General features: G+C 38.8%; 18 protein-coding genes. 12 read left to right on the forward strand and 6 right to left on the reverse strand.

Annotation, left to right across the window (positions count from 1 at the left end):
* The first annotated feature begins 42 nt into the window (after positions 1-42).
* Positions 43-216, forward strand: a complete 174-nt coding sequence (locus BM266_RS17040; RefSeq protein ID WP_175494762.1) for a hypothetical protein — start codon at positions 43-45, stop codon at positions 214-216.
* Between the two features lie 68 nt (positions 217-284).
* Here the strand turns inward: BM266_RS17040 and BM266_RS05750 are convergent, their stop codons facing one another.
* Positions 285-716, reverse strand: coding sequence for an FKBP-type peptidyl-prolyl cis-trans isomerase (locus tag BM266_RS05750; RefSeq protein WP_093407031.1), 432 nt, complete (start codon positions 714-716; stop codon positions 285-287).
* A 306-nt stretch (positions 717-1,022) separates the two neighbouring features.
* On the opposite strand from BM266_RS05750, the gene BM266_RS05755 reads away from it, so the two are divergent.
* The 5 genes from BM266_RS05755 to BM266_RS17045 all read left to right on the forward strand — a co-directional run bounded on the left by BM266_RS05755 (position 1,023) and on the right by BM266_RS17045 (position 5,249).
* Positions 1,023-2,471, forward strand: coding sequence for a Gfo/Idh/MocA family protein (locus BM266_RS05755; RefSeq protein ID WP_093407033.1), 1,449 nt, complete (start codon positions 1,023-1,025; stop codon positions 2,469-2,471).
* Between the two features lie 58 nt (positions 2,472-2,529).
* Positions 2,530-2,979, forward strand: a complete 450-nt coding sequence (locus BM266_RS05760) for a 3D domain-containing protein (RefSeq protein WP_317040954.1) — start codon at positions 2,530-2,532, stop codon at positions 2,977-2,979.
* 415 nt (positions 2,980-3,394) lie between these two features.
* The gene (locus BM266_RS17335; protein ID WP_245760396.1) at positions 3,395-3,748 is read left to right on the forward strand and encodes a phosphatase PAP2 family protein; all 354 of its coding nucleotides are present in this window, start codon (positions 3,395-3,397) and stop codon (positions 3,746-3,748) included.
* Positions 3,749-3,833: 85 nt separating this feature from the next.
* Positions 3,834-4,466: a CPBP family glutamic-type intramembrane protease gene (locus BM266_RS05770; RefSeq protein ID WP_093407035.1), complete on the forward strand. Its 633-nt coding sequence runs from the start codon at positions 3,834-3,836 to the stop codon at positions 4,464-4,466.
* 630 nt (positions 4,467-5,096) lie between these two features.
* A complete protein-coding gene (locus tag BM266_RS17045; RefSeq protein ID WP_175494763.1) occupies positions 5,097-5,249 on the forward strand; it encodes a hypothetical protein in 153 nt (50 codons plus the stop codon).
* Between the two features lies 1 nt (position 5,250).
* On the opposite strand, the gene BM266_RS05775 is transcribed toward BM266_RS17045, so the two are convergent.
* Positions 5,251-5,895 (reverse strand): hypothetical protein, encoded by a 645-nt coding sequence (locus BM266_RS05775; RefSeq protein ID WP_093407037.1) that lies wholly within the window; start codon positions 5,893-5,895, stop codon positions 5,251-5,253.
* A 100-nt stretch (positions 5,896-5,995) separates the two neighbouring features.
* On the opposite strand from BM266_RS05775, the gene BM266_RS05780 reads away from it, so the two are divergent.
* A complete protein-coding gene (locus BM266_RS05780) occupies positions 5,996-7,333 on the forward strand; it encodes an aspartate kinase (protein ID WP_093407215.1) in 1,338 nt (445 codons plus the stop codon).
* A gap of 64 nt (positions 7,334-7,397) precedes the next feature.
* Here BM266_RS05780 and BM266_RS05785 read toward each other — a convergent pair whose 3' ends face one another.
* Positions 7,398-8,633, reverse strand: coding sequence for a glycosyltransferase (locus tag BM266_RS05785; protein ID WP_093407040.1), 1,236 nt, complete (start codon positions 8,631-8,633; stop codon positions 7,398-7,400).
* Positions 8,634-8,665: 32 nt separating this feature from the next.
* Positions 8,666-10,471 carry a sodium:proton antiporter gene (locus BM266_RS05790; protein ID WP_093407042.1) on the reverse strand — a complete coding sequence of 602 codons (1,806 nt, stop codon included), beginning with the start codon at positions 10,469-10,471 and terminating at the stop codon, positions 8,666-8,668.
* Positions 10,472-10,617: 146 nt separating this feature from the next.
* On the opposite strand from BM266_RS05790, the gene BM266_RS05795 reads away from it, so the two are divergent.
* Both BM266_RS05795 and BM266_RS05800 read left to right on the forward strand, forming a co-directional pair.
* The gene (locus tag BM266_RS05795) at positions 10,618-11,118 is read left to right on the forward strand and encodes a GreA/GreB family elongation factor (protein ID WP_093407045.1); all 501 of its coding nucleotides are present in this window, start codon (positions 10,618-10,620) and stop codon (positions 11,116-11,118) included.
* A 38-nt stretch (positions 11,119-11,156) separates the two neighbouring features.
* A complete protein-coding gene (locus BM266_RS05800) occupies positions 11,157-11,579 on the forward strand; it encodes a DoxX family protein (protein ID WP_093407047.1) in 423 nt (140 codons plus the stop codon).
* Between the two features lie 51 nt (positions 11,580-11,630).
* Here the strand turns inward: BM266_RS05800 and BM266_RS05805 are convergent, their stop codons facing one another.
* A complete protein-coding gene (locus BM266_RS05805; RefSeq protein ID WP_093407050.1) occupies positions 11,631-12,461 on the reverse strand; it encodes an OmpA/MotB family protein in 831 nt (276 codons plus the stop codon).
* 432 nt (positions 12,462-12,893) lie between these two features.
* On the opposite strand from BM266_RS05805, the gene BM266_RS05810 reads away from it, so the two are divergent.
* The 3 genes from BM266_RS05810 (at position 12,894) to tamL (ending at position 20,433) form a co-directional block, all read left to right on the forward strand.
* Complete coding sequence (locus BM266_RS05810) at positions 12,894-13,109, forward strand: hypothetical protein (RefSeq protein ID WP_093407052.1); 216 nt, start codon at positions 12,894-12,896, stop codon at positions 13,107-13,109.
* A 173-nt stretch (positions 13,110-13,282) separates the two neighbouring features.
* The gene (locus tag BM266_RS05815) at positions 13,283-18,148 is read left to right on the forward strand and encodes a translocation/assembly module TamB domain-containing protein (RefSeq protein ID WP_245760391.1); all 4,866 of its coding nucleotides are present in this window, start codon (positions 13,283-13,285) and stop codon (positions 18,146-18,148) included.
* Positions 18,149-18,150: 2 nt separating this feature from the next.
* Positions 18,151-20,433, forward strand: coding sequence for a translocation and assembly module lipoprotein TamL (gene tamL / locus BM266_RS05820; protein ID WP_093407057.1), 2,283 nt, complete (start codon positions 18,151-18,153; stop codon positions 20,431-20,433).
* Here the strand turns inward: tamL and upp are convergent.
* Entirely contained in the window at positions 20,430-21,089 is a 660-nt protein-coding gene (upp, locus tag BM266_RS05825; RefSeq protein WP_093407059.1) for a uracil phosphoribosyltransferase, read from the reverse strand. The two genes, tamL and upp, sit on opposite strands and share 4 nt — an antisense overlap.
* Positions 21,090-21,119: the final 30 nt, after the last annotated feature.

The following is a 21,119-nucleotide window of genomic DNA, read 5'->3' on the forward strand; positions in this document are numbered from 1 at the left end:
AAAATTGCCGAATATTTCATAAATTGAATAAATTTTCAAAAAATGAAATTCATAGAGATCAAAGACCTGAACGATGATACGTTCTATCTTAACAAGGCACAGATCATGTATGTGGCTTTTCAGGAAGATTCCGGTTGCCATGTAGGTTTAAGTAACGGATTGCAAATTAAGACCAATGCCAGCTACGAGGAGTTAAAAGACCTGGTGGACGATTAATTTGTTCAAATAAAAAACCTCTGAAATCATTAGACTTCAGAGGCTTTATATATTAAGGTGTGTGATGATTATTTGATCTCCACTACTTCAAGGTCAAAAACAAGATCTTTTCCGGCTAAAGGATGATTTCCGTCTACCACGATAGATTCGTCTTTTACTTCTTTTACCACAAGGTTCATTTCTTGTCCGTCAGGGCTTTTAGAAACTAGTCCCATGCCAACTTCTGGCTTTATCTCTTCAGGAAGCTGAGATTTTGGCACTTCCTGGATAAGTTCTTCTCTTGGCTCGCCGTAAGCTTCTTCTTTAGAGATATTGATGGTTTTCTTCTCGTTTACTTTCATATCGATAAGGCCCTTTTCAAAACCTGGAATTAACTGTCCTTCACCCATAGTGAACTCAATTGGTTCCCCACGTTCAACAGAGCTATCAAAAACCTGTCCGTCAGTTAATTTTCCGGTGTAATGTACCTTTACCGTGTCATTTTGCTTTACTTGACTCATAATAATATTTTTCGAGTTTAAAAATAGGCTAATCTTCAGCCATTTAAAGTTGCAAAGGTACAGTTATTAAGGTGAAACCCAAATTAACCCCCGGGGAATCCGTTATCTTGTGTAAAGATTAACAATGTTTTTAGAATAAAAAATTATTAAATCCCGCCAAATCACAGGCCACGCAAGAGTCTGGTAATCAACACAAAAAACTATTTAATTGGAATTTTAAATATTAAAAGATACATTTATTAACTTAAATTTAAAATTTCCTCCAATTAACCCCGGAGGTTTTACCCAACTTAACTTATCTGTTTTATGAAAAAAGATCAAACTAATTCAAGAAGGAATTTCATTAAAAGTACCGCTCTTGTTACTGCCGGAATAACAATTATTCCCCGACATGTAATGGGAGGTCCCGGATTTCTGGCTCCCAGTGATAAACTCATTGTGGCAGGAATAGGGGTGGGCGGAAAAGGCCAAAGTGATATTCAGAATTTTGCCAATACCGGCAAAGCCGATATTGGTTTTTTATGTGATGTTGATGACCGCCGCGCCGCTACTTCGATTGGCCGTTTTCCCAAAGCAAAATACTATAAGGATTGGAGAGAAATGTTTGAAAAAGAAGCAAAAAACTTCGATGCAGTTTCTGTTTCCACACCAGATCATAACCATGCGGTCCAGGCCCTTGCTGCAATGGAGTTAGGAAAACACGTTTATGTGCAAAAACCCTTGACCCATGATATTTACGAAGCCAGACAACTAACCGATGCTGCTAAGAAATATAAAGTGGTAACCCAAATGGGGAACCAGGGAGCCTCGGGAGATGGGGTTCGAAAACTTCGTGAATGGTACGACGCCGATCTTATAGGAAAAGTTCATACTGTATATTGCTGGACAGACCGTCCTGTTTGGCCACAGGGTATACCATGGCCAGAACATTCAAATGCCACAGTACCTTCAGAACTCGACTGGAATTTATGGTTGGGAACTGCACCGTATAAGGATTATGTAGATGGTCTTGTTCCTTTTAATTGGCGTGGCTGGTGGGATTATGGAACCGGAGCGCTTGGCGATATGGGCTGTCACTTAATTGAAGCCCCTTATCGAGTGTTGAATCTGAATTATCCCAAAGATGTACAAAGCAGTGTAGGAAGTGTTTATGTAGATGAATTTAAACGCGGCTATTTTCCTGAAAGTTGCCCGCCTTCAAGTCACGTGATCATGACCTTTCCAAAAACCGACAAAACAGATTCTGATGTTACCCTGCACTGGATGGATGGCGGGATAAAACCCATGCGTCCTGAAGAATTAGGTCCAAACGAGACTTTTGGCGATGGAGGTAATGGTGTGCTATTTATAGGAACCAAAGGCAAAATGATGTGTGGTACTTATGGTGAAAATCCTCAATTACTGCCAACTTCTAATACCGATGAAGTTAGTGTTCCTCAAAAATATGACAGGGTAGAAGGTGGTTCCGATGGTCATTATGGCCAATGGGTGGAAGCCGCTATTGCCGGGCACGGAAAAAAAGAACTTAGTGCGCCTTTTGAAATTTCAGGACCGCTAACCGAAACCCTTCTCATCGCAAATCTTTCCATAAGAGGCATTGATGTGCGTAAGGAGAAGACACGGGAAAACGGAGACAAGTACTTTGAATATCCCGGCAGAGATGTAAAAATGCTTTGGGATACCGAAAATATGAAGGTGACAAATCTGGATGATGTAAACCAGTTCGTGAAACGGGACTACCGTACCGGTTGGTAACATACTCCTATATTCCTAAAACGTTTTTATTTAGAAATTAATTTAATTTCTAACAGTAATGATCGTGATGCGCGTAATGTCAACAGTGATTTTCTTAATGTTTCTCTATATGGTTACGGGCTTTTCAGCTTGCAATTTTGAAACTGAAAAATCTTCTGAACCTACAGTGGTGTGGGATAGCCTTGAGGTTACTGCTTCGGCTTATAATTCCCTGAGCTGGCAAACCGGCCCCGGGAATCCTGCCGTAACAGCATGGGGTGATACCCTTGAACCTAAAATGAAGGCTATTGCTGTTTCCAGGGATCTTATAGAAAGAGGCCTTGATCATAATACCCCCGTTAAAATCAAAGGTTTTGACGGGTTTTTTTTTGTTAAAGATAAAATGCATTACCGCTGGAAAAATAAAATAGATATTTATATGGGAACCGATGTTGAAAAAGCAAGGGAATGGGGCAGACGCAAGGTGAAGATATATTTCGCGAAAAAAGAAGAAGACACACTCAAATAAAATTTTCAAAAAATGAAACATTATGTGAGAGCAGCACTGGAAAAAATTATTTATTTTTTCAGAGTGCATGTATCCAGAAAGCATGATGAATTTCCTTATTACCTTCTCATATTTATTTCATTCATAATCTTCATCGGCGGGATCAATATTTTTGTGGAATTAACCGAAGAATTATCAAGCAAAGCCCTTTTACAATTTATAACCAGGTGACTGCTTTTATTGTCTCTTTTAGGGATCCAAATTATCATGGAATCATAGAATTTATTACAGATATGGGCGACTTTTATGGCTATCTCATAAGTTCTACTCTTGTTACAATTTTCCTGTTTTGGAAACTTAAGAGCTGGAAATTTATACTCAGCTGGTAGGGGTTATAATTCTGGCTTCTCTTTCAAATATAGGTTTAAAAAGGGCTATCGATCGTGACAGGCCAGATGCAGAACACCTGGTGGTAGTAGAAAGCTTAAGTTATCCTAGCGGTCATCCAATGAGTGCAATGGCTTTTTACGGTTTTCTGATTTACCTGCTTTTTCATCTTAAAATGTCCAGGTTTTTACGAAGCTTCCTTGTGATATTTTTTGTTTTGGTTATTCTTGGCATAGGTTTAAGCCGTATTTATCTTGGTGTACATTATCCTTCAGATGTAATTGCGGGCTTTCTTGGAGGTTTTATTTGGGTAGCTTTTTGTATAATACTTTTTAACCTGATCGATCTTTTAAGAAGAAGAAAAAGAAATAACAGGGAAATGGAAGAAAACCTGCAAACCTGACCCAATCTTTCTTTATCAAATCAGATATAAATCAGATATTTGAATAGGCTTTAAAGATGTATTTAGCTTAATCTTATACTATCAGATGAACATAAAAAGAATATACTTTTCCACGCCATTTAAAGTTTCAGAACTTCTGGTCTTCTTTGGGTTGGCACCTTATTTTACCGGAATTTACCTGGAGGGATGGAAAAAAATTATTCCGCTTATTTTCATTGCAGTCTTCTTCTTTATTTTACTTTTCAGATTCACCAATTTTAATCATGCGATCTTCTTTCGCTTTGACCCGGTTTATTTCAGGAAAAGCCTGCCAAGGTTGATCTCCATTACTTTTCTAATGATATTTTTTACTGGCTGGGTATTCCCGGATCTTTTTTTTGAATACCCTGTAGAAGAATCACAAAAATACTTAATTACTTTCTTTCTGTATCCTATAGCGTCAGTAGTGCCGCAGGAATTTATTTACAGGGTTTATTTTTTCGAGAGATACAGAAATCTATTGCCTTCAAAGTATCTGTTGATGTTCGCCAATGCAATTATTTTTGGTCTTACCCATTTAATCTATGATAATTGGGTAGCACCTATTGCCACCTTCCTGGCGAGCTGGATTTTTATATTTAACTATTTTAAATCCGAAAGTTTCCTCAATGTTTGCCTTGAGCATTCTTTTTATGGATTTGTGATGTTTACCGTAGGATTAGGACATTTTTTCAAGTAAACAACCTTTTAAAGACCGAGGTTCCTTAACAACTATCAAAGAATTATAAAAACCATGATCATCCCGAAACAATCGCAACCACCATCAATTTTTTGGTTCCTCATCCGGCCAGCAGCGTCCTGAATTTATTTTTCATAGCAACTTAGTATTAGTTAGTCATTCTAAATTAGCGAGATTTAACTTCATGAAAATTTGGATTAGGAAAACTTTAGTCAGAGTGTAGAAAATTTTCCTCAAAGTGATTTCCTAGGTTTTTTCGTATATTTAAAGTCCTTTAGGTAAAACCAGATTTTATGAGAAATTTATTACTCCCTGGGGAAAGAAAGACGGCGGAAATATTTTAAAGGTGGCTCTTGAAAGCAAAAAGATCACTAAAATTTCTGAAAAACCAATTGGTAATCTGGATGAGATTCAGCTAAACAATGATAACAATTTTTACATTTCAGACTGAGCCACCGGGGATGTCTATGAAATTGGCAGAAAAGGAGAATCTATCAAAATACTAACTTCCGAAGTAAGCGCAGGAGATATTCTTTTCCACCCAGATTCCGGAAAAAAGGTTTTGCCTATTAACCGACAGAATTCGGTTTGGTGGTATCAGATCAAATAATAATTTAAAAATTATTAACAATGCAAATAAGAGACAAGAATGATAACGAATCTGAAGACTATATTCTTCAGGATAATAAGAAAACCAGGTTTGGTGCAATTTTCATCATAATAATTCTGGCGATCTTAATTGCAGCTGTGGCCATCACAGGATTCTATTTTGATTTCTGGTAGGCTATTGTTTTATTTCATTTAGGAGTAAAAATGCCTTGTTTACATATTCTTTCTCCAGGAAAATAGCAAAATAGTTGGAGGTAGAAATCATTTCAAAAACGGGAATTCCCTCATACGCCAAAAGTTTAAAAAGATAGAAATAAAGGCCTACAGATTGGGAACTGTTTTTAGGTAATGCAATCGTTATTGATGATAGTTCCTCCTTTACAGAGACGTGCACTTCATTTTTAAAGCAATCCTGAACCAAATCGGTGAGGCTGGCGGAAACCAGAATATTGCTTTCCTGATAATTACTGGAATAATTCAGATAAACCCCGGTTTGATCCTTCACAGATTCAAGCAATCTGGCTTTATTAGCGATAATTGTTTTTGAATTCAAGAAGGTATATTCCGTTATTCCCGAGCGAACCACAATATCACCCAATTCCCGGAGATGTCTCATATTTATTTTGGTTCTACGGGGAGCATACCTGCGTAAAGCCATAATAATAGACCCCTGTTTTACTGGTTTTTTCATTTCAGCTTCAACTTCAGACTGGATATCGGCGGCAAGACCGCTAAAATTAACGATATCTCTCGCGATCGCATCATCTAAAAAAGGCTGATGCCGAATAATATCGTGAACACAGGTCGTGATGGTTTTCATTGTTAATTATTATACATATTGTGCAAATGTATATAAAATGAATTATAATTTTTGTCTCACTTATCCTTAAGCCTAATTATGCACTTTCAAATAAATGCAGATGAAGGTTTTAAAATTTGGTGGGACATCCGTCGGTTCGGTAGAGAGTATCAGAAACGTGAAATCGATTAGTTGTACCGGGGGCGAAAAAAAATTATTGGTTCTCTCTGCGATGAGCGGAGTTACCAATCAACTCGTGAACCTCACTGAACACATCAAATCTGGTGATGTGACAGGAGAGGCCAAAGGTATTGGTGATCTAGAAACAAAGCATTTTGAGGTTGTTGAGAACCTCATCCAGGATGAGTTGCTGCAATTTGAAACCAAAAGGGATTTATCCAAAATCCTTACTGAACTCGAAGCAATCGCAAAGCTTGAATACAATGATGAAGTTTATTCCCGGGTTGTGACTTCCGGCGAAAGAATGCTTACCTGTATTTTTTCAAAGTATCTTGAATCCTGTGGAGTTGAAAATAAATTACTCGATGCACGGGATTTTATGCAGGTGAACAATCTTGAGAACCCGGATACAGATCTTGTAGGTATAAATTTAAGAAATACAGTTTCAAGCCTTCCAGAAACCGATATTTATATCACACAGGGATTTGTTCGGCTTGATGAAAATGATAAGATAAGTACCCTTAAAAGGGGAGGGAGTGATTATACAGCCACTATTCTGGGAGCAGCATTAAATGCCGAAGAGGTACAGATCTGGACAGATATAGATGGTTTTCACAATAACGATCCCCGTTATGTGGAGCATACACACCCCATTGCAGAACTAAGCTTCGAGGAGGCAGCAGAACTTGCATATTTTGGAGCGAAGATTCTCCATCCGCAAACGGTATCGCCGGTTATTCACAAAAATATCCCGGTTTACCTTAAAAATACATTTACCCCGCATTTATCGGGAACCAGGATCTCCGGACAATCAACCGGACAAGGTTTAAAAGCAATTTCGGCAAAAGACGGGATCACTGCCATTAAGATAAAATCTAACCGAATGCTGATGGCGCACGGATTTCTGCGGAAAATATTTGAGGTTTTTGACCGTCATCAAACGGCCATAGATATGATCACCACTTCTGAGATCGCAATTTCACTTACTATAGATGATAACCGAAACCTGGATAGGATCATTGAAGAGATCGAAGATTACGGTGAGGTTATCGTAGAGCGGGATCATTCTATTATTTGCCTTGTGGGAGAAGCTGTGATCGAAGATAAAAAAGCAAGCAGGATCTTTGAGCTTCTGCATGATACACCTATTAGAATGATCTCTTATGGTGGAAGCAATAATAATATTTCCTTACTGGTAGCTACCAGCAATAAAATAAACGTGCTTCAAGAACTTCATCAAAAAGTGTTCGAGGTGAAGCCCGTTGGAGAATTTGTTTAATTTTTCTGTTTGTGAACAGTTTTTCTGTTCCTTTTGTGTAGTGAAAACCGTCGGTTGCTAATAATTAGCCGGCGGTTTTATTTTTTTCTTCAATAAACCGGGACATAAAATACGTACTGCGGTGCAGGTGATGCCTCAACATAGCTCCGATAAAATTTTTTTCACGATGCTCGTGTAGGCGATCTATGAGTTGTAATTTTCTCTGAAATTCCTTTTGAAAAATTTCTTCAGAAAACCGGGAATTAATTATTTGGAAACCACAAATCTGTGCTGTTTTCCATTCTGACTCATCCTGGTATAACTTAACAGCAGCAGCAGGAAATTTTTCGGGATCATTTTCAATAAAACCATTCCAGGGAAGATCTCCTGGGATTCCTTCGGCCCCAACTTCAGAAGTGACAGCCGGAGTGCCGCATTGCATTGCCTGGATTAGTTTTCCTTTCAATCCGGCTCCAAATTGTAGCGGAGCTAAGCAAATTCGAGCTTTTTTCATTTCTTCTTCGGCATTATCTGCTCTTCCGTGTACTAAAAAACCAGTCTTAGGATCATTTAATTTGAAGATCTTTTCTGAAGGATATGCTCCATAAATATGCAAATTTGCTTGAGGAAGTTGCTTTCTTATCACTGGCCAGATCTTTTCCTTCAGGATAAATACTGCATTCCTATTGGGGTCATGAAGAAAATTCCCGATGCTTATAAAGTCCTTTCTATCGTTAAAACCCGATAGGGTGTCAATTTCTTCAGAAGTGATTTCTTTCATCATAAAGGGTAAATAAAAAAGTAGGCTTTCGGGAATATTAAATTCGCCAGAGAGCAATTGCATTTCCACTTCAGAAATGATCAGACTCAGGTCAGAGCGATAAATTGAAGCGATCTCCCTTTTGGTAATTTCAGAGCTTAAATAGAGTTCTTTGGGATTTTTGTTTTCCTTGTAGGCCGTATGCCGCGCTTTGCGTATAAAATGGAGATCTTCAGTATCCAGGATCTTAAGCGCAGCAGGGCAAAATTTATCGACCCTCCAGCTAAACTGTTCCTCCATCATAAACCTGTCAAAAAGCACTATGTCAGGTTGTAAGTCTTCAATATAACTATCAAAACTTGGAGAGTTCAGTTCAATTACTTTTGTTATTATTCCCAGATTTTCCAGTGCCGGAGCATAGGCGGTTCGGGTTGCAGTTGTGGAAAAATGAACCTGATAATTTTCCTTCAAGAAAAAATCTATCAACTGCATCATTCGGGTGCCGGCGGCAGAAGAGGCAGGTTCTGGCCATACATAGCCTATTATCAGCAATTTTTTCATCGGTAAATCTGTTTTTGCACAGCAAAGATAATTTAAATGCTTCCCGCTAATAACATAGAGCCAACAATCCATAAAATAAGCGAAACCGCGCCTCCAACAATGAAGAAATGCCTGAAACGGTAAATTCCCATTCCATAGATAATGGTATTGGTCTGGTAACCTACGGGTGTAAAGAAACTAAAGTTCGCTGCAAATAACACGGCAAGAATAAAGGGTTTTGGATCCATTTTTAAAGCAAGTGCAATGGTAATGGCAATAGGGGCAATGATAATTGCGGTAGCATTGTTAGAAATAAATCCGCTCAAAATCATAGTGACCAGAAAGAGCAATCCAATTACAACGGTATTTGTTCGCTCGGTGAACAGTTCCAGGAGTTGGATGGAAAGCCATTGATCGGCTCCGGTATTGCTCATAGCCACGCCAAGAGGAATCATTCCTGCCAGCAGGAAAATAATTTGCCAGTTCACCCGGGAATAGATCTTTCCAAGATCTATACATTTGAAGTAAATCATTAGAAAGCAACCTATCAGAGCGCTTTTAAGGATAGGGAAAATCCCAAAGGCAGATAATACAATTACCAGCAACAGAATAAACAGGCTTAAGTATCTTTTTTTAAGATTACTTACTTTTATATTCCGGTGCTCCTGGAGAATGGTTACATTTTCGATTTTTTGAAGTTCCATCATGACACTTTCCGTAGCTTCTACCAGCAGACGGTCCCCAACTCTAAGTTCTATCTGGCTCCTGTTTTTATCAAAAATTCTACGGCGGGGATTCATTAAATTTCTCCTTTTTCTTATGGCAAGTGGAATCGCTCCATATAATTCATAACTTCCCACGTTTTTTAATCTTTTACCTACCAGCGGGGAGTTCGGCAGGATCAATAATTCTACTACCTGAACATTCTCATCAAGTTCTGTATCTTTTTCAACATTATTTTGGGTGATTTTCCTATCCTTTATCACTGAAATCCCTTTTGTCCCTTTCAACTTCATTAGGTTCTCCAGATTGCAGCGTAAAAGGAATTCATCGGCTTCTCTAATGCTCGTGTTGTTGCCAGGTTTGTCTTTAATTTTCCCTTCTCTTTTCAATCTTAAAACCTCCACATCGGGATTATTTTGAAAGAAGGTATCTCCTATATTTTTTCCTATGAAGCCTGAATCTTCCTGAATAATGATCTTGGTGATAAATTCATCCAGGTCATATACATCGGTATAATGAGAAGGTTTTTTATTCGGAAGAAATTTGATCATTAAACTAACCACGACAATGGTTATAGCCATAAAGATCACGCCATACCAGGTGAATTCGAAGAAACTAAAACGCTCCACCCCACGGTCTATGGCTACAGCATTTACGATAAGGTTGGTTGAGGTTCCCATCAAAGTACAACTTCCTCCTATAATTCCAGCAAAAGAAATAGGTAAAAGTAATTTTGACGCAGGAATATCGTAACGTACAGAAAGTTCGTTAATGATTTTGATAAAAACAATCACTACCGCAGTTGTATTGATAAATGCTGAAATTCCCCCTGCAATAAGCATAAAAGCAGGTACCATAAGGTAAACTGGTAAGCCGCGTAATTTCCTTAATCCATTGGCAAGCCAGTCTATCACCCCGTTGGTTTCCAGTCCGATAGCCATTATCATTAGTGCCAGCACCGTTATGGTAGCCGGACTCGAAAACCCGGAAATAGCTTCTTCAGGACTTATGAGATTGGTTACCAGTAGGCTTACCATGATAAAGAAGGCGATCTTATCTACAGGAAATACCTCGAGGGCGAAGAGAACAATAACAATTCCCAGAATTATAAATAAAAGGAGAATTTCGGTGGTCATATCTAAATTTAAACATAAAATTGAATCCATAAGCAGCAGCTATAAGAATTCTTGTGAAATATTTATGACTTGGCTTTAAACAGGGGAACCTTGCGATAGTGACCACATAGAAAAAAAATATTAACTTGAATTAAAATGAATGACTAATGAGCAGAGGATTTGTAAAAGAAGAAGACCAGGAAGAAGCTCCGTTAATACCACCGCGTGCTGCCTTGCCCGAGGGTGTTACAAATTATGTAACCCCACACGGATTTGATTTGCTCCAGGAGGAGAAAAAAGATCTTGAGGAGCAACGTACTGCCATTAAAATTAAAGATGAGGCTGAATCCCGAAGAGCAAAATCCGTTATAGACGGAAAATTAAAATTACTTAATGACCGTATCGCTACGGCCCGGATTCTGGACCCCCAGTCTCAGGCAAAAGAGGAAGTAAGATTTGGAGCCACAGTAAAATTTAATAATAAAGAATCCGGGGAGGTTCAACAATTTACAATCGTAGGTGTTGATGAAGCTGATGTAAAGAAAAAGAAAATTGCCTTTATTGCTCCAATTGCCCGGGCGGTAACTGGGAAAAAGATAGGAGAGATCGCAAAGTTCAACCTGGGTCCGGAAACCCATAATTTGGAGATTCTGGAAATTTCCTATTAAAAGTTGTAGCTTGTTCTCTATAATTTTAATCTTAGCTTATGAAAAAAACTTACTTAACCACCTTAAATCTACAGCAGGTTGATATAGGCTTGCTTATTTTTAGATTGGCAATCTCAGGTCTAATGCTCACTCACGGAATACCAAAACTCATTCGGTTTTTCGGGGATGACCTCATTAAATTTGCAGATCCATTAGGAATAGGAGAGATTACCACTTTTACTTTTGCCGTTTTTGCAGAATTTGTATGTTCGGTGTTGGTGATCCTGGGATTGGGTACCAGATTCGCTGTACTTCCCTTAATTGCTACTATGGCCGTGGTAGCTTTAATAGTGCATGTTCCCGATGGTTTTGGTAGACAGGAATTACCCCTGTTATATTTATCGGGATATATTCTGCTATTTTTTACCGGTGCCGGAAAATACTCCCTTGACCATTATTTTTTGGCTAAAAAAAGAAGATAAAAAAACGGCTTTCCATTTCCGGAAAGCCGTTTTTAAATCAGTAAGAATTACTTATTGTCCAGATTCCAACATTGCAAAGAATTTATCCAGGTTCGGGATTATCACAATTCTGGTTCTTCTGTTCTTAGCCATATTATCAGAAGAATCGTTATCTACAAGCGGAGAATAACTACTTCTTCCGGCCGCGATAAGTTTTGCAGGATCTACATCATATTTATCCTGTAATATTCTTACAATAGAGGTTGCTCTACGTACACTTAGATCCCAGTTATCTTTAAGATAAGAACCTTCTACCATTGTACGATCATCGGTATGACCTTCAACCATAACTTCCATGCTTGGTTCAGAGTTAATAACTTCGGCAAGCTTTTTCAATAGCTTATTCGCATCATTTCTAACCCGGTAACTACCATCACCAAATAAAAGCTTATCAGAGACGTTGATCATAACCACAGTCTTGTCTACACTGATATCTACATCACCTTCGTCTGATCCTTCAGATATAGACTGCTTTAAATTGTGAGATACTGCTAGGTTGATAGAATCTTCCAGGGTTTCTGCTCCCGCAACCTTTTCAGGATCCATCTTGGCGATCGTGGCCCGCATTTTTGCCTTATTATTATTAGACATTACGGTAAGATCGTTCATTTCCATTTTTTCATCACTTTCCTCACGCAGGGAATTGATCTTCGCATTGTACTCGGCAACACGGGCTTCAACTTTTGCGTATTTACTTTCAATTTCTTCCTTTTCTACCTGTGTTTTTTGAAGGGTACTTCTGGTATCGTCTAATTCAGACTCCAGTTCTACATATTTTTTCTTTGAAACACAAGATGTCAGCATAGCTGCTGATAAAACAGTAATTGCTACAGTTTTTCTCATAGTTATTTAATTTAATTTTCTGTCCAATTAAGTGTTAGTTTATTTGATTTTGGACGTTCTAAAGAAAACGAGTCGTTTTTTTTTATCGTATTCATTTTTGCCGTTTAACGTTTTATTAAGGGAGTTTTATCATTTCATTGTAAGAAAACCCCTGCATAACCGTTTATTAAATTAGTAACCAATGTACCAGACTCCTGGGCCGGCGTAGGACCTACCGATAATGGCCTGAGAAATTTTCTGGAAGCGGGTCCCGGCCTGGGAGGTGGAGGAGATGATGAGCTCTTCTTGATGAAGTTCACCATGTAATTCCTCTAAGAGCCACGAGCCTGGCAATGCTAGCCGAACAAACGGTGATCGCCGTGGTACGACAGTGATATAAGTATTAATTACGACCCGATTACGGGCAACCTTCAAGGTGAAAACCGTGGAATCGTGGCCTTTGAAGTTATTGATGTAACTGCACGTGAAGATGATGATTCAAATTCGGAACTACCTCAGGTAAGAATTAAGATCCTGGATGCTACAGTAGTTGCCGATTATTTACTAAACTTATTTTCAAATCCTGATATCCCGGAATCATCTTCAGAACCCGAAGATGTCACCCCACCAGATGATATCCCTGCGATTGAACTGGAGGCTACCGAATAGCTCCCTATTTGCTTTAACAGAATTTTATTGAAAATCCCCCTGTTAGAATGCTTATTATGGGTTAAATTTGAGGGAAAGCCTTAGAGGAATTGAATAAAAAGTCAAAAAAAAAGAGATATAAATTATGGAGGATCCTCGCAAAAATCATTGCGGGGGTTCTTATTTTAATCTTATTGCTAATTCTTTTCATAAGATCACCCTGGGGCCAGAATATTATCGTTGATAAAATCACTTCATCTTTTGCAGAGAAAACCAATACCAGAATTGAAATTGATCGCTTGTTCTTCACGTTTTCAGGTAATATTAATCTGGATGGTTTATACCTCGAAGATCAACAGGGCGATACCCTTATTTATTCTGAAAAGCTTGAAGCCGATATTCCCATTTGGCCAATAATAAGAGGTCGTGGCATTAGCGTAAATTCGCTGGATTGGAGTGGAGTGAAGGCTAATATTCACCGCGAAGATTCCCTAGGAGGCTTTAATTTTAATTATTTGATGGAAGCGCTGACAGCCTCAGATACAATTACTTCACAAGACACTACCCAAACCACTCCAATGCAAATAAAAATTGGGGAAGTTAAGCTTAGCAATTTTGATCTTAAATATGACGATAAGGTTTCAGGCATTGATTCTGAAATCAAATTAGGAAGCTTAATCCTGGAAATGGAAAAAACAGACCTTGAAAATATGGATTTTCAGATTGCCGATTTGGTTATCGAAAACAGCAATGTGCGTTATCACCAAACAAAGACAATTCCCGAATCTGACGAGGAAGAAACTCCTTTGCCAAAAATATCGGCTAATTCTGTTCGTCTTGAAAATATTAAAGCCAGCTATAATTCGGTGCCGGATTCCCTGGAAATCCAGGCCGGGATAGGTGAGTTCCTGTTTATAAATCCAAATCTGCAACTGCCACAAAATCGCATAGCTATAGATCAAATCGATCTTGGATCTTCTCAAATAGCAGTTAATATTCAAACTCAGCAGGCTAAAGAGGATTCATCTCCTCAATCTCAGGAAGACTTTCAATGGCCGGAATATTATTTAAGTCTCAAGGAATTAAATCTTGAAAATAACAGCTTTACTTTCACAGAGAACGGCAAAGAACCTCAGGAAGAATATTTTGATGCTACGGCAATCGCATTGGAAAATATAAACGGCCGGGCGACTGATTTTCTTTTTGAAGAACAAGACGCCAATTTAAATCTTGAAAATCTAAGTTTTAATGAATTATCTGGTTATGATCTAAATGAGTTCTCGGGAGATTTTGCACTATCAGACAAGGAAATGAACTTTTCTGAATTGCAACTTCAGCTAAATCAGAATAACCTTCAAGGAGATTTTTCAGCGCAATATTCTTCTTTAAACGATTTTATCCAGAAGCCGGAAAACTCTGAACTTTCCATAAACCTGCCTCAGGCCAATTTCGATATCAATGATCTTTTTAAATTTCAGCCAGACCTAAGACAAAATGAATATCTCCTTGCACTTAGCAAGAATACGGTGAACGGTCAGGTGCAGGTAAATGGAAAACTTGCCGACCTTTCTGTTTCGACGGCGAAAATATATTGGGGAGAAACTTATATCAATGCAACCGGCCGGGTTAAAAATGTAACCGACCCGGATAGGATCAGTTTCAATTTCCCTGATGCAGAAATTGTTTCTACAAGACAGGACCTTCAGCAATTTGTAGATGAAAGTGAATTAGGCTTTCGTATTCCCAATGAAATAGACCTTCAGGGTGGTGTAAGTGGTACTCCAACAAATATAACAGCCGATGTTATATTGAATTCAAGTGACGGGAAGATAGACCTGGAAGGGAGTTTCAGAAGTGAAAAGATTATGGCTTTTAATGCTGATCTCAGCACTACAGAACTCAATTTGGGAAATTTCCTTAGCAATGAAAATATGGGCTTAATGAATTTAGACCTAACTGCTTCAGGATCGGGGGATAATATGAATTCTATGGATGGCGAAGTTGAAGGAATGATCAATTCTTTTACTTATAATGATTATCCAATAAATGAGCTTCCTCTTTCGGGGGAAATTGAAGACGGGGAAGGTATGCTTAGCACTTCTTACCGCGACGAAAACCTTGATGCTACACTTGAAGCCTATGTTCAACTCGATTCTATTGCTCCCGAAGCCCAAATCGACCTGGATCTAAAAGGAGCCGATCTTCAGGCCTTGGGGTTCACTTCCCGACATATAAAAACAGGCCTCAAATTAAAAGCGAATTTTAAAGGAAATGCAGAGAATTATGATGTAGATGCTCAGTTAAGGGATGCTATTGCCGTATATGACAACGAACCCTATTTCGCCGGGGATCTTAATCTCGATGCCCACGTAACTCCAGATACTACAGCCTTACACATCCAAAACAGAATTCTTGAGCTTAGCCTTGAATCAAATGCCGACCCAATTGATTTTGCTGAAGCTCTTGAACGGCACTATATGAGCTATTATAGAGACAGGAAAATTGACACTGCCAGCAATCCTGTAAACATTAAACTAAAAGGAGAGATAAGGCAGGCCCCGATCTTAACCGATGTTTTTATTTCAGGCATCAAAGAAATGGATACTATTACATTGAATATGGATTTCAGGGAAAAGGAGCGTGAATTAACCGGAGCTATTAATCTTCCCAAACTTCAATATGGATCAAATGTAATAGATAGTCTTGCTTTCAAAATGAATTCCAATAAGGAAAATCTGGATTTTGAGTTCGGATTTAATTCCCTGGAAGGTGGACCTCTTTTGGTCCAAAAAACTTTTCTTCAAGGAAAAATGGAAGACCAGAAACTGTATCTGGATTTTGTTTCTAATGATAGGGATAGTCTTTTGGTGCACGTGATGACAGAAACCATTAGACAGGGTGATAGCGTGAAGGTAAGCGTAAATTCTTCAGAATTAATCCTGAATAAAAATAACTGGAATATTCCAGAGAATAACAGCATCGTTTATGCTCAGGACAAGCTTGAATTCGACAATTTCAGAATTAGCCGAAATCAACAGGAAATAAACCTTGATAATTCTTCTGGTAATACAGCTAAGGAACATATCGCCCTCAATTTTAAAAATTTTAATCTTGCTACCATTTTCTCCTATTTTAATCCTGAACAGGAATTGGCGGGAGGGAAGATGGACGGAAGTTTGGTTATGGAAGAACCTTTTGGGAGTACAGCGATGCTGGCCGATTTGGAAGTTATAGATTTCAGGGTGATGGAAGCACCCCTTGGAGTTTTAAATCTGGATGCAAGTGCAAAAGGGGGCGGGGATTATGCCCTGGATCTTTCTACAAAGGGTGGAGAACTGGATATGGATCTAACCGGGGAATACACAGCAAGTAGTGAGGAGGCTGCACAATTAAACATGGATCTTCAGATCAATGAATTGCAACTGAGCGTTTTGGAACGTTTTTCTCAGGGAGAAATCAAAGAGACCAGCGGGAGTATTACAGGAAATGTGAAAATTGAAGGCGCCACCCTGGAGCCCAGGTATTCCGGAAGTTTAAATTTTCAGAATGCAGGTTTTAATGTAGCAAGACTGAATGCCGCTTTTGAACTGAGACAGGAAAAAATAGATATCGATAATGATGGAATCTATCTTGATAATTTCACCATAAAAGATAGAAATGATAATGAATTCGTAGTTTCAGGGGAAATTTTAACCGAAACATATTTAAATCCCGAATTCGACCTGAGGCTTGAAGCTAATGATTTCAATGCTTTAAATTCAACAAGAGAAGACAACGATATTTTCTTCGGAAAGGCCAATTTTGATGTAGATGCCAGGATAACCGGTGATCTTAAACTTCCCAGAATAGATGGAAATCTTAGAGTGAGTTCCAATACCGATCTCACTTATATAATGCCAGATGCCGAACTGGAAATGATGGAAAGGGATGGAATTGTGCGTTTTGTTAACCGGGAGGATCCAGACGATATTTTAACTGGAAATACCGAAGAAGCAACTGCAGTAATTTCGGGAATCCTGGTAAATACCCTTATAGATATAGATGAAGGTGCAGTTTTCACCATTATTATTGACGATAATACAGGGGATAATTTTAGAGTTGCCGGTGAAGGTGAGCTAACTTTTAATATAGCTTCAAATGGCCGAACCAGTCTTTCCGGGCGTTATGTAATGAACAGAGGTCACTATGAGATGAGCCTGTATGAACTGGTTAAAAGACGTTTTGAAATTGTGGAGGGAAGCAGTATTGCCTGGTCTGGCGATCCTATGGAAGCAAGAATGGATATCAGTGCCCTTTATGAGGTAGAGACTTCTGCAAGCTCTCTAATGGCCGGAGGACCAACCCGAAGCGATTTTGGAAGGTTCAGACAGGAATTACCATTCCAGGTTTATCTTAACGTTGATGGAGAACTTATGCAGCCAAAATTGAGTTTTGGTCTCGATATGCCAGAGGAACAGCAGGGCGCTATTGGTGGAGAGGTTTACGGCAGAATTCAACAGCTTAACCAGCAGGAAGCTGAACTTAATAAACAGGTCTTTTCGCTGCTTGTCCTTAACAGGTTTTTTCCTGAAGGAGGAAGCGACGGCAGTCGTGGCGGAACTATGGATATTGCCAGGGATAATTTAAATCAGGCATTGTCAGATCAGTTAAACAGATTTTCCGATCAATTGGTAGGGGAGACAGGGATTGAGTTAAACTTTGGCGTAGATAGCTTTACCGATTACCAGGGAGAAAGTCCGCAGGAGCGTACTCAGCTGGATATAACCGCTCAGAAACGCCTGATGGACGATAGATTGATTGTAAGTGTTGGGAGCCAGGTAGATGTGCAGGGAAGTAGTCCTACCGGCGAAAGTGCACCTATGATAGGAAATGTAAGCCTGGAATATCTTTTAACCGAAAACGGACGCTTCCGCCTTAAAGGCTTCCGAAGAAATACGTATGAAAATGTTATAGATGGGCAAATTATCATAAGTGGAATCGCCCTGATTTTTACCCGGGAATTCAATAAATTCAAAGAATTGTTTGAAAAGGAACTGCAGGAAACGCAGAAAGAAAAATAGATATGCTTAACAGAAAAAACATATTAAAAATTTTTGTGCTTGTTGTTGCAGGAGTTCTGGTGCAGGCTTGTAATGTAAAGCGTTTTATTCCTGAAGATGAACTTCTTTACACCGGCGCAGAAATTAAGCTGGAAGCAGCAGACAGTATAAAAGCAAAGAACAGGATCAGGGAAGAAATAGAAGCTGTGTTAACCCCAGATCCGAATACAAAAATTTTGGGAAGTCGTCCCGGATTGTATTTTCATTACAAAGCGCAAAGAGAAAAGCCGGGATTCATCAATAAATTCCTGAATGAAAAGATAGGAGAGGAGCCGGTATACATTTCAGATGTGGATTTAGATCAAACTTCAGATCTTATTAATAACCGGCTTGAAAACCGTGGTTTTTTCTACAGTGAAATTGGGGCTTTAATTGAAGAGGATTCAACTGCGAAAAAAGCTAATGCGATCTATAAAGTTAATTTATCACAGCCCTATAGGTTGAAAAACTTTGAGCTGGATGCCGATTCGTTGAATATCTACCCTGAAATTAAGAAAAGTCTCGAGGACACCTATATTGAACCAGGAATGAGATTTGACCTCACTATCCTGAAAGCTGAGCGGGAAAGAATAGATAAACATCTAAAAAACCGGGGTTATTATAACTTCAATCCTTCTTTTTTGATATTTGAAGCAGATACTAATCAATACGACAACAAAAAATTCAACCTTTTTCTGAAACTTAAGAAAAAGGTTCCGAAGGAAGCCACTATTCCTTATCAAATTGAAAAGGTAAATGTCTATGCCAATTACGAAGTAGGAGCCGATACTATTCGCCGGGACACCATTAGATATGGGGAGAAAAATTTTATTCAGGAACCTGAATTCTTTAAACCCAAATATCTTGAACCTTATATTTTGATAGCGGAGGGGCAATATTTTAATCCGGATGATTCCCGTAATACCGGCAGAAGGTTGGGTTCTATCGGCGCCTATAAATTCGTGAATATTCGCTATAATGAAAAAGACACTATAAGCACAGATAGCCTTGGTAAACTTGAAGCTAATATATATTTATCCCCGCTCAAAAAAAGGTCTATAAGAGCCGAATTACAGGCTGTAACAAAATCCAATAATTTTGCCGGCCCGGGCCTTGCCGTCACGTTTACCAACCGAAATTTATTCCATGGTGGAGAAATCCTCAATGTTACAGGAAAATTCAATTATGAAAAACAGATTTCCAGTGGAGATCAGCGGGGTTTGAGCAGCACCCAACTTGGCCTTGAGACAGATCTAATATTTCCGCGTTTATTATTTCCGGTGAAAATAGATCATAACTGGTTTAGATATTCCATTCCTAAAACCAAAGTAAGCCTGGGCGGCGATTATTTAAACCGAAGTAAGTTATTTAGCATGATCTCTGCTTCAACAAGGTTTGGTTATTATTGGGATGCCAATCGCTATGTTAGTCACGAATTTAACCCCATCTCCCTGAATTATCTGAGACTGGCTAATACTACCGAGGAGTTTGAGAAAATCCTGGATGATAACCCTTATTTGCGCAATAGCTTTAATCAGGAATTTATTTCAGGTTTAACCTATTCCTTCATCTATAATGGGCATATTGATCAATGGAAAAAGCACCAGTTTTTTATGCATTCAAGCCTTGATATTGCCGGAAACAGTGTAGCTCTTATTACCAACAAGGATGACCCCAGGCCACGTACTTTCTTAGGGCTTGAATATGCACAATATGCCAAAGCCGATGTTGATATAAGATACCACCTAAGAATAAAAGGAGAAAACAAAATAGCAACCAGGATATTTGCTGGGTATGGAATTCCTTACGGGAATTCTGAAGTTTTACCTTTTACCAAACAATATTTCGCTGGAGGCCCTTATAGCGTAAGAGCATTTAGAATACGGTCTTTAGGACCGGGAACTTATGATCCTGAGGAAAGTGATGAAAGCTCCTTTTTTGACCAAGCGGGAAACATCCGGCTTGAAGCTAATGTCGAATACAGGTTTCCTATAATTTCTTTTCTGAAAGGTGCTGTGTTTGTAGATGCCGGAAATGTTTGGAATAGCAAAGCTAATGAGCAGTTGCCCGGAGGACAATTTAGTTCAGACTTCCTTAATGAACTCGGGATTGGCGGTGGGGCCGGTCTTAGAGTAGATATTCAGAATTTTGTGATTCGTTTTGATTTGGCTGTTCCCTTTCATGATCCTGGCTTAGCTAAAGGAGAGCGCTGGATTTACGCCATGGATGAACCAGTACTTAATTTTGCGATTGGTTATCCATTCTAATGCTGCTCCTTATTTCCATAACAAAGGTCTCCGGCATCGCCAAGGCCAGGTACAATATAGCCATGATCGTTTAGTTCTTTATCTATAGCTGCAATCCATAATTGCGTATTTTCCGGGAAATTTTCAGAGATATATTCCACCCCTTCTTGGGCACCAATTACAGAAACCAGATGAATTTGTTTTGGAGTTCCCATTTCCTTTAAAGCATCGAGAACATTTACAAAAGATCGGCCAGTCGCTAGCATCGGGTCTGCGAGAATAAGCGTTTTTCCTTCCAGGGAAGGGGAGGCGAGATACTCCACTATTATTTCAAATCTTTCATCATCAAAAGGATGGTGACGATAAGCGGAAATAAAAGAATTTTCAGCTTCATCGAAATAGTTGAGCAAACCTTCATGCAATGGTACTCCCGCTCTCAAAATACTGCAAATCACAATATCTTTTTCTGGAAGATACATAGTTGCTGGTCCCAAAGGACTTTTTATTTCAGCTACATTATAATTAAGCGATTTACTCAACTCGTATCCGAGGATTTCCCCCAAACGTTGAATATTTCTCCTGAACCGCATCCTATCCTTTTGAATGCTTACGTCCCTTAATTCAGCTAAAAATTTGGATGCGATGGAATTTTGTTCCAGAAGGTGGTGAACCTGCATTTTTTATGTGTTTTAGCAAAGATAAGAAAT

This window comes from Salegentibacter flavus (assembly GCF_900115145.1).
Lineage (GTDB): Bacteria > Bacteroidota > Bacteroidia > Flavobacteriales > Flavobacteriaceae > Salegentibacter > Salegentibacter flavus.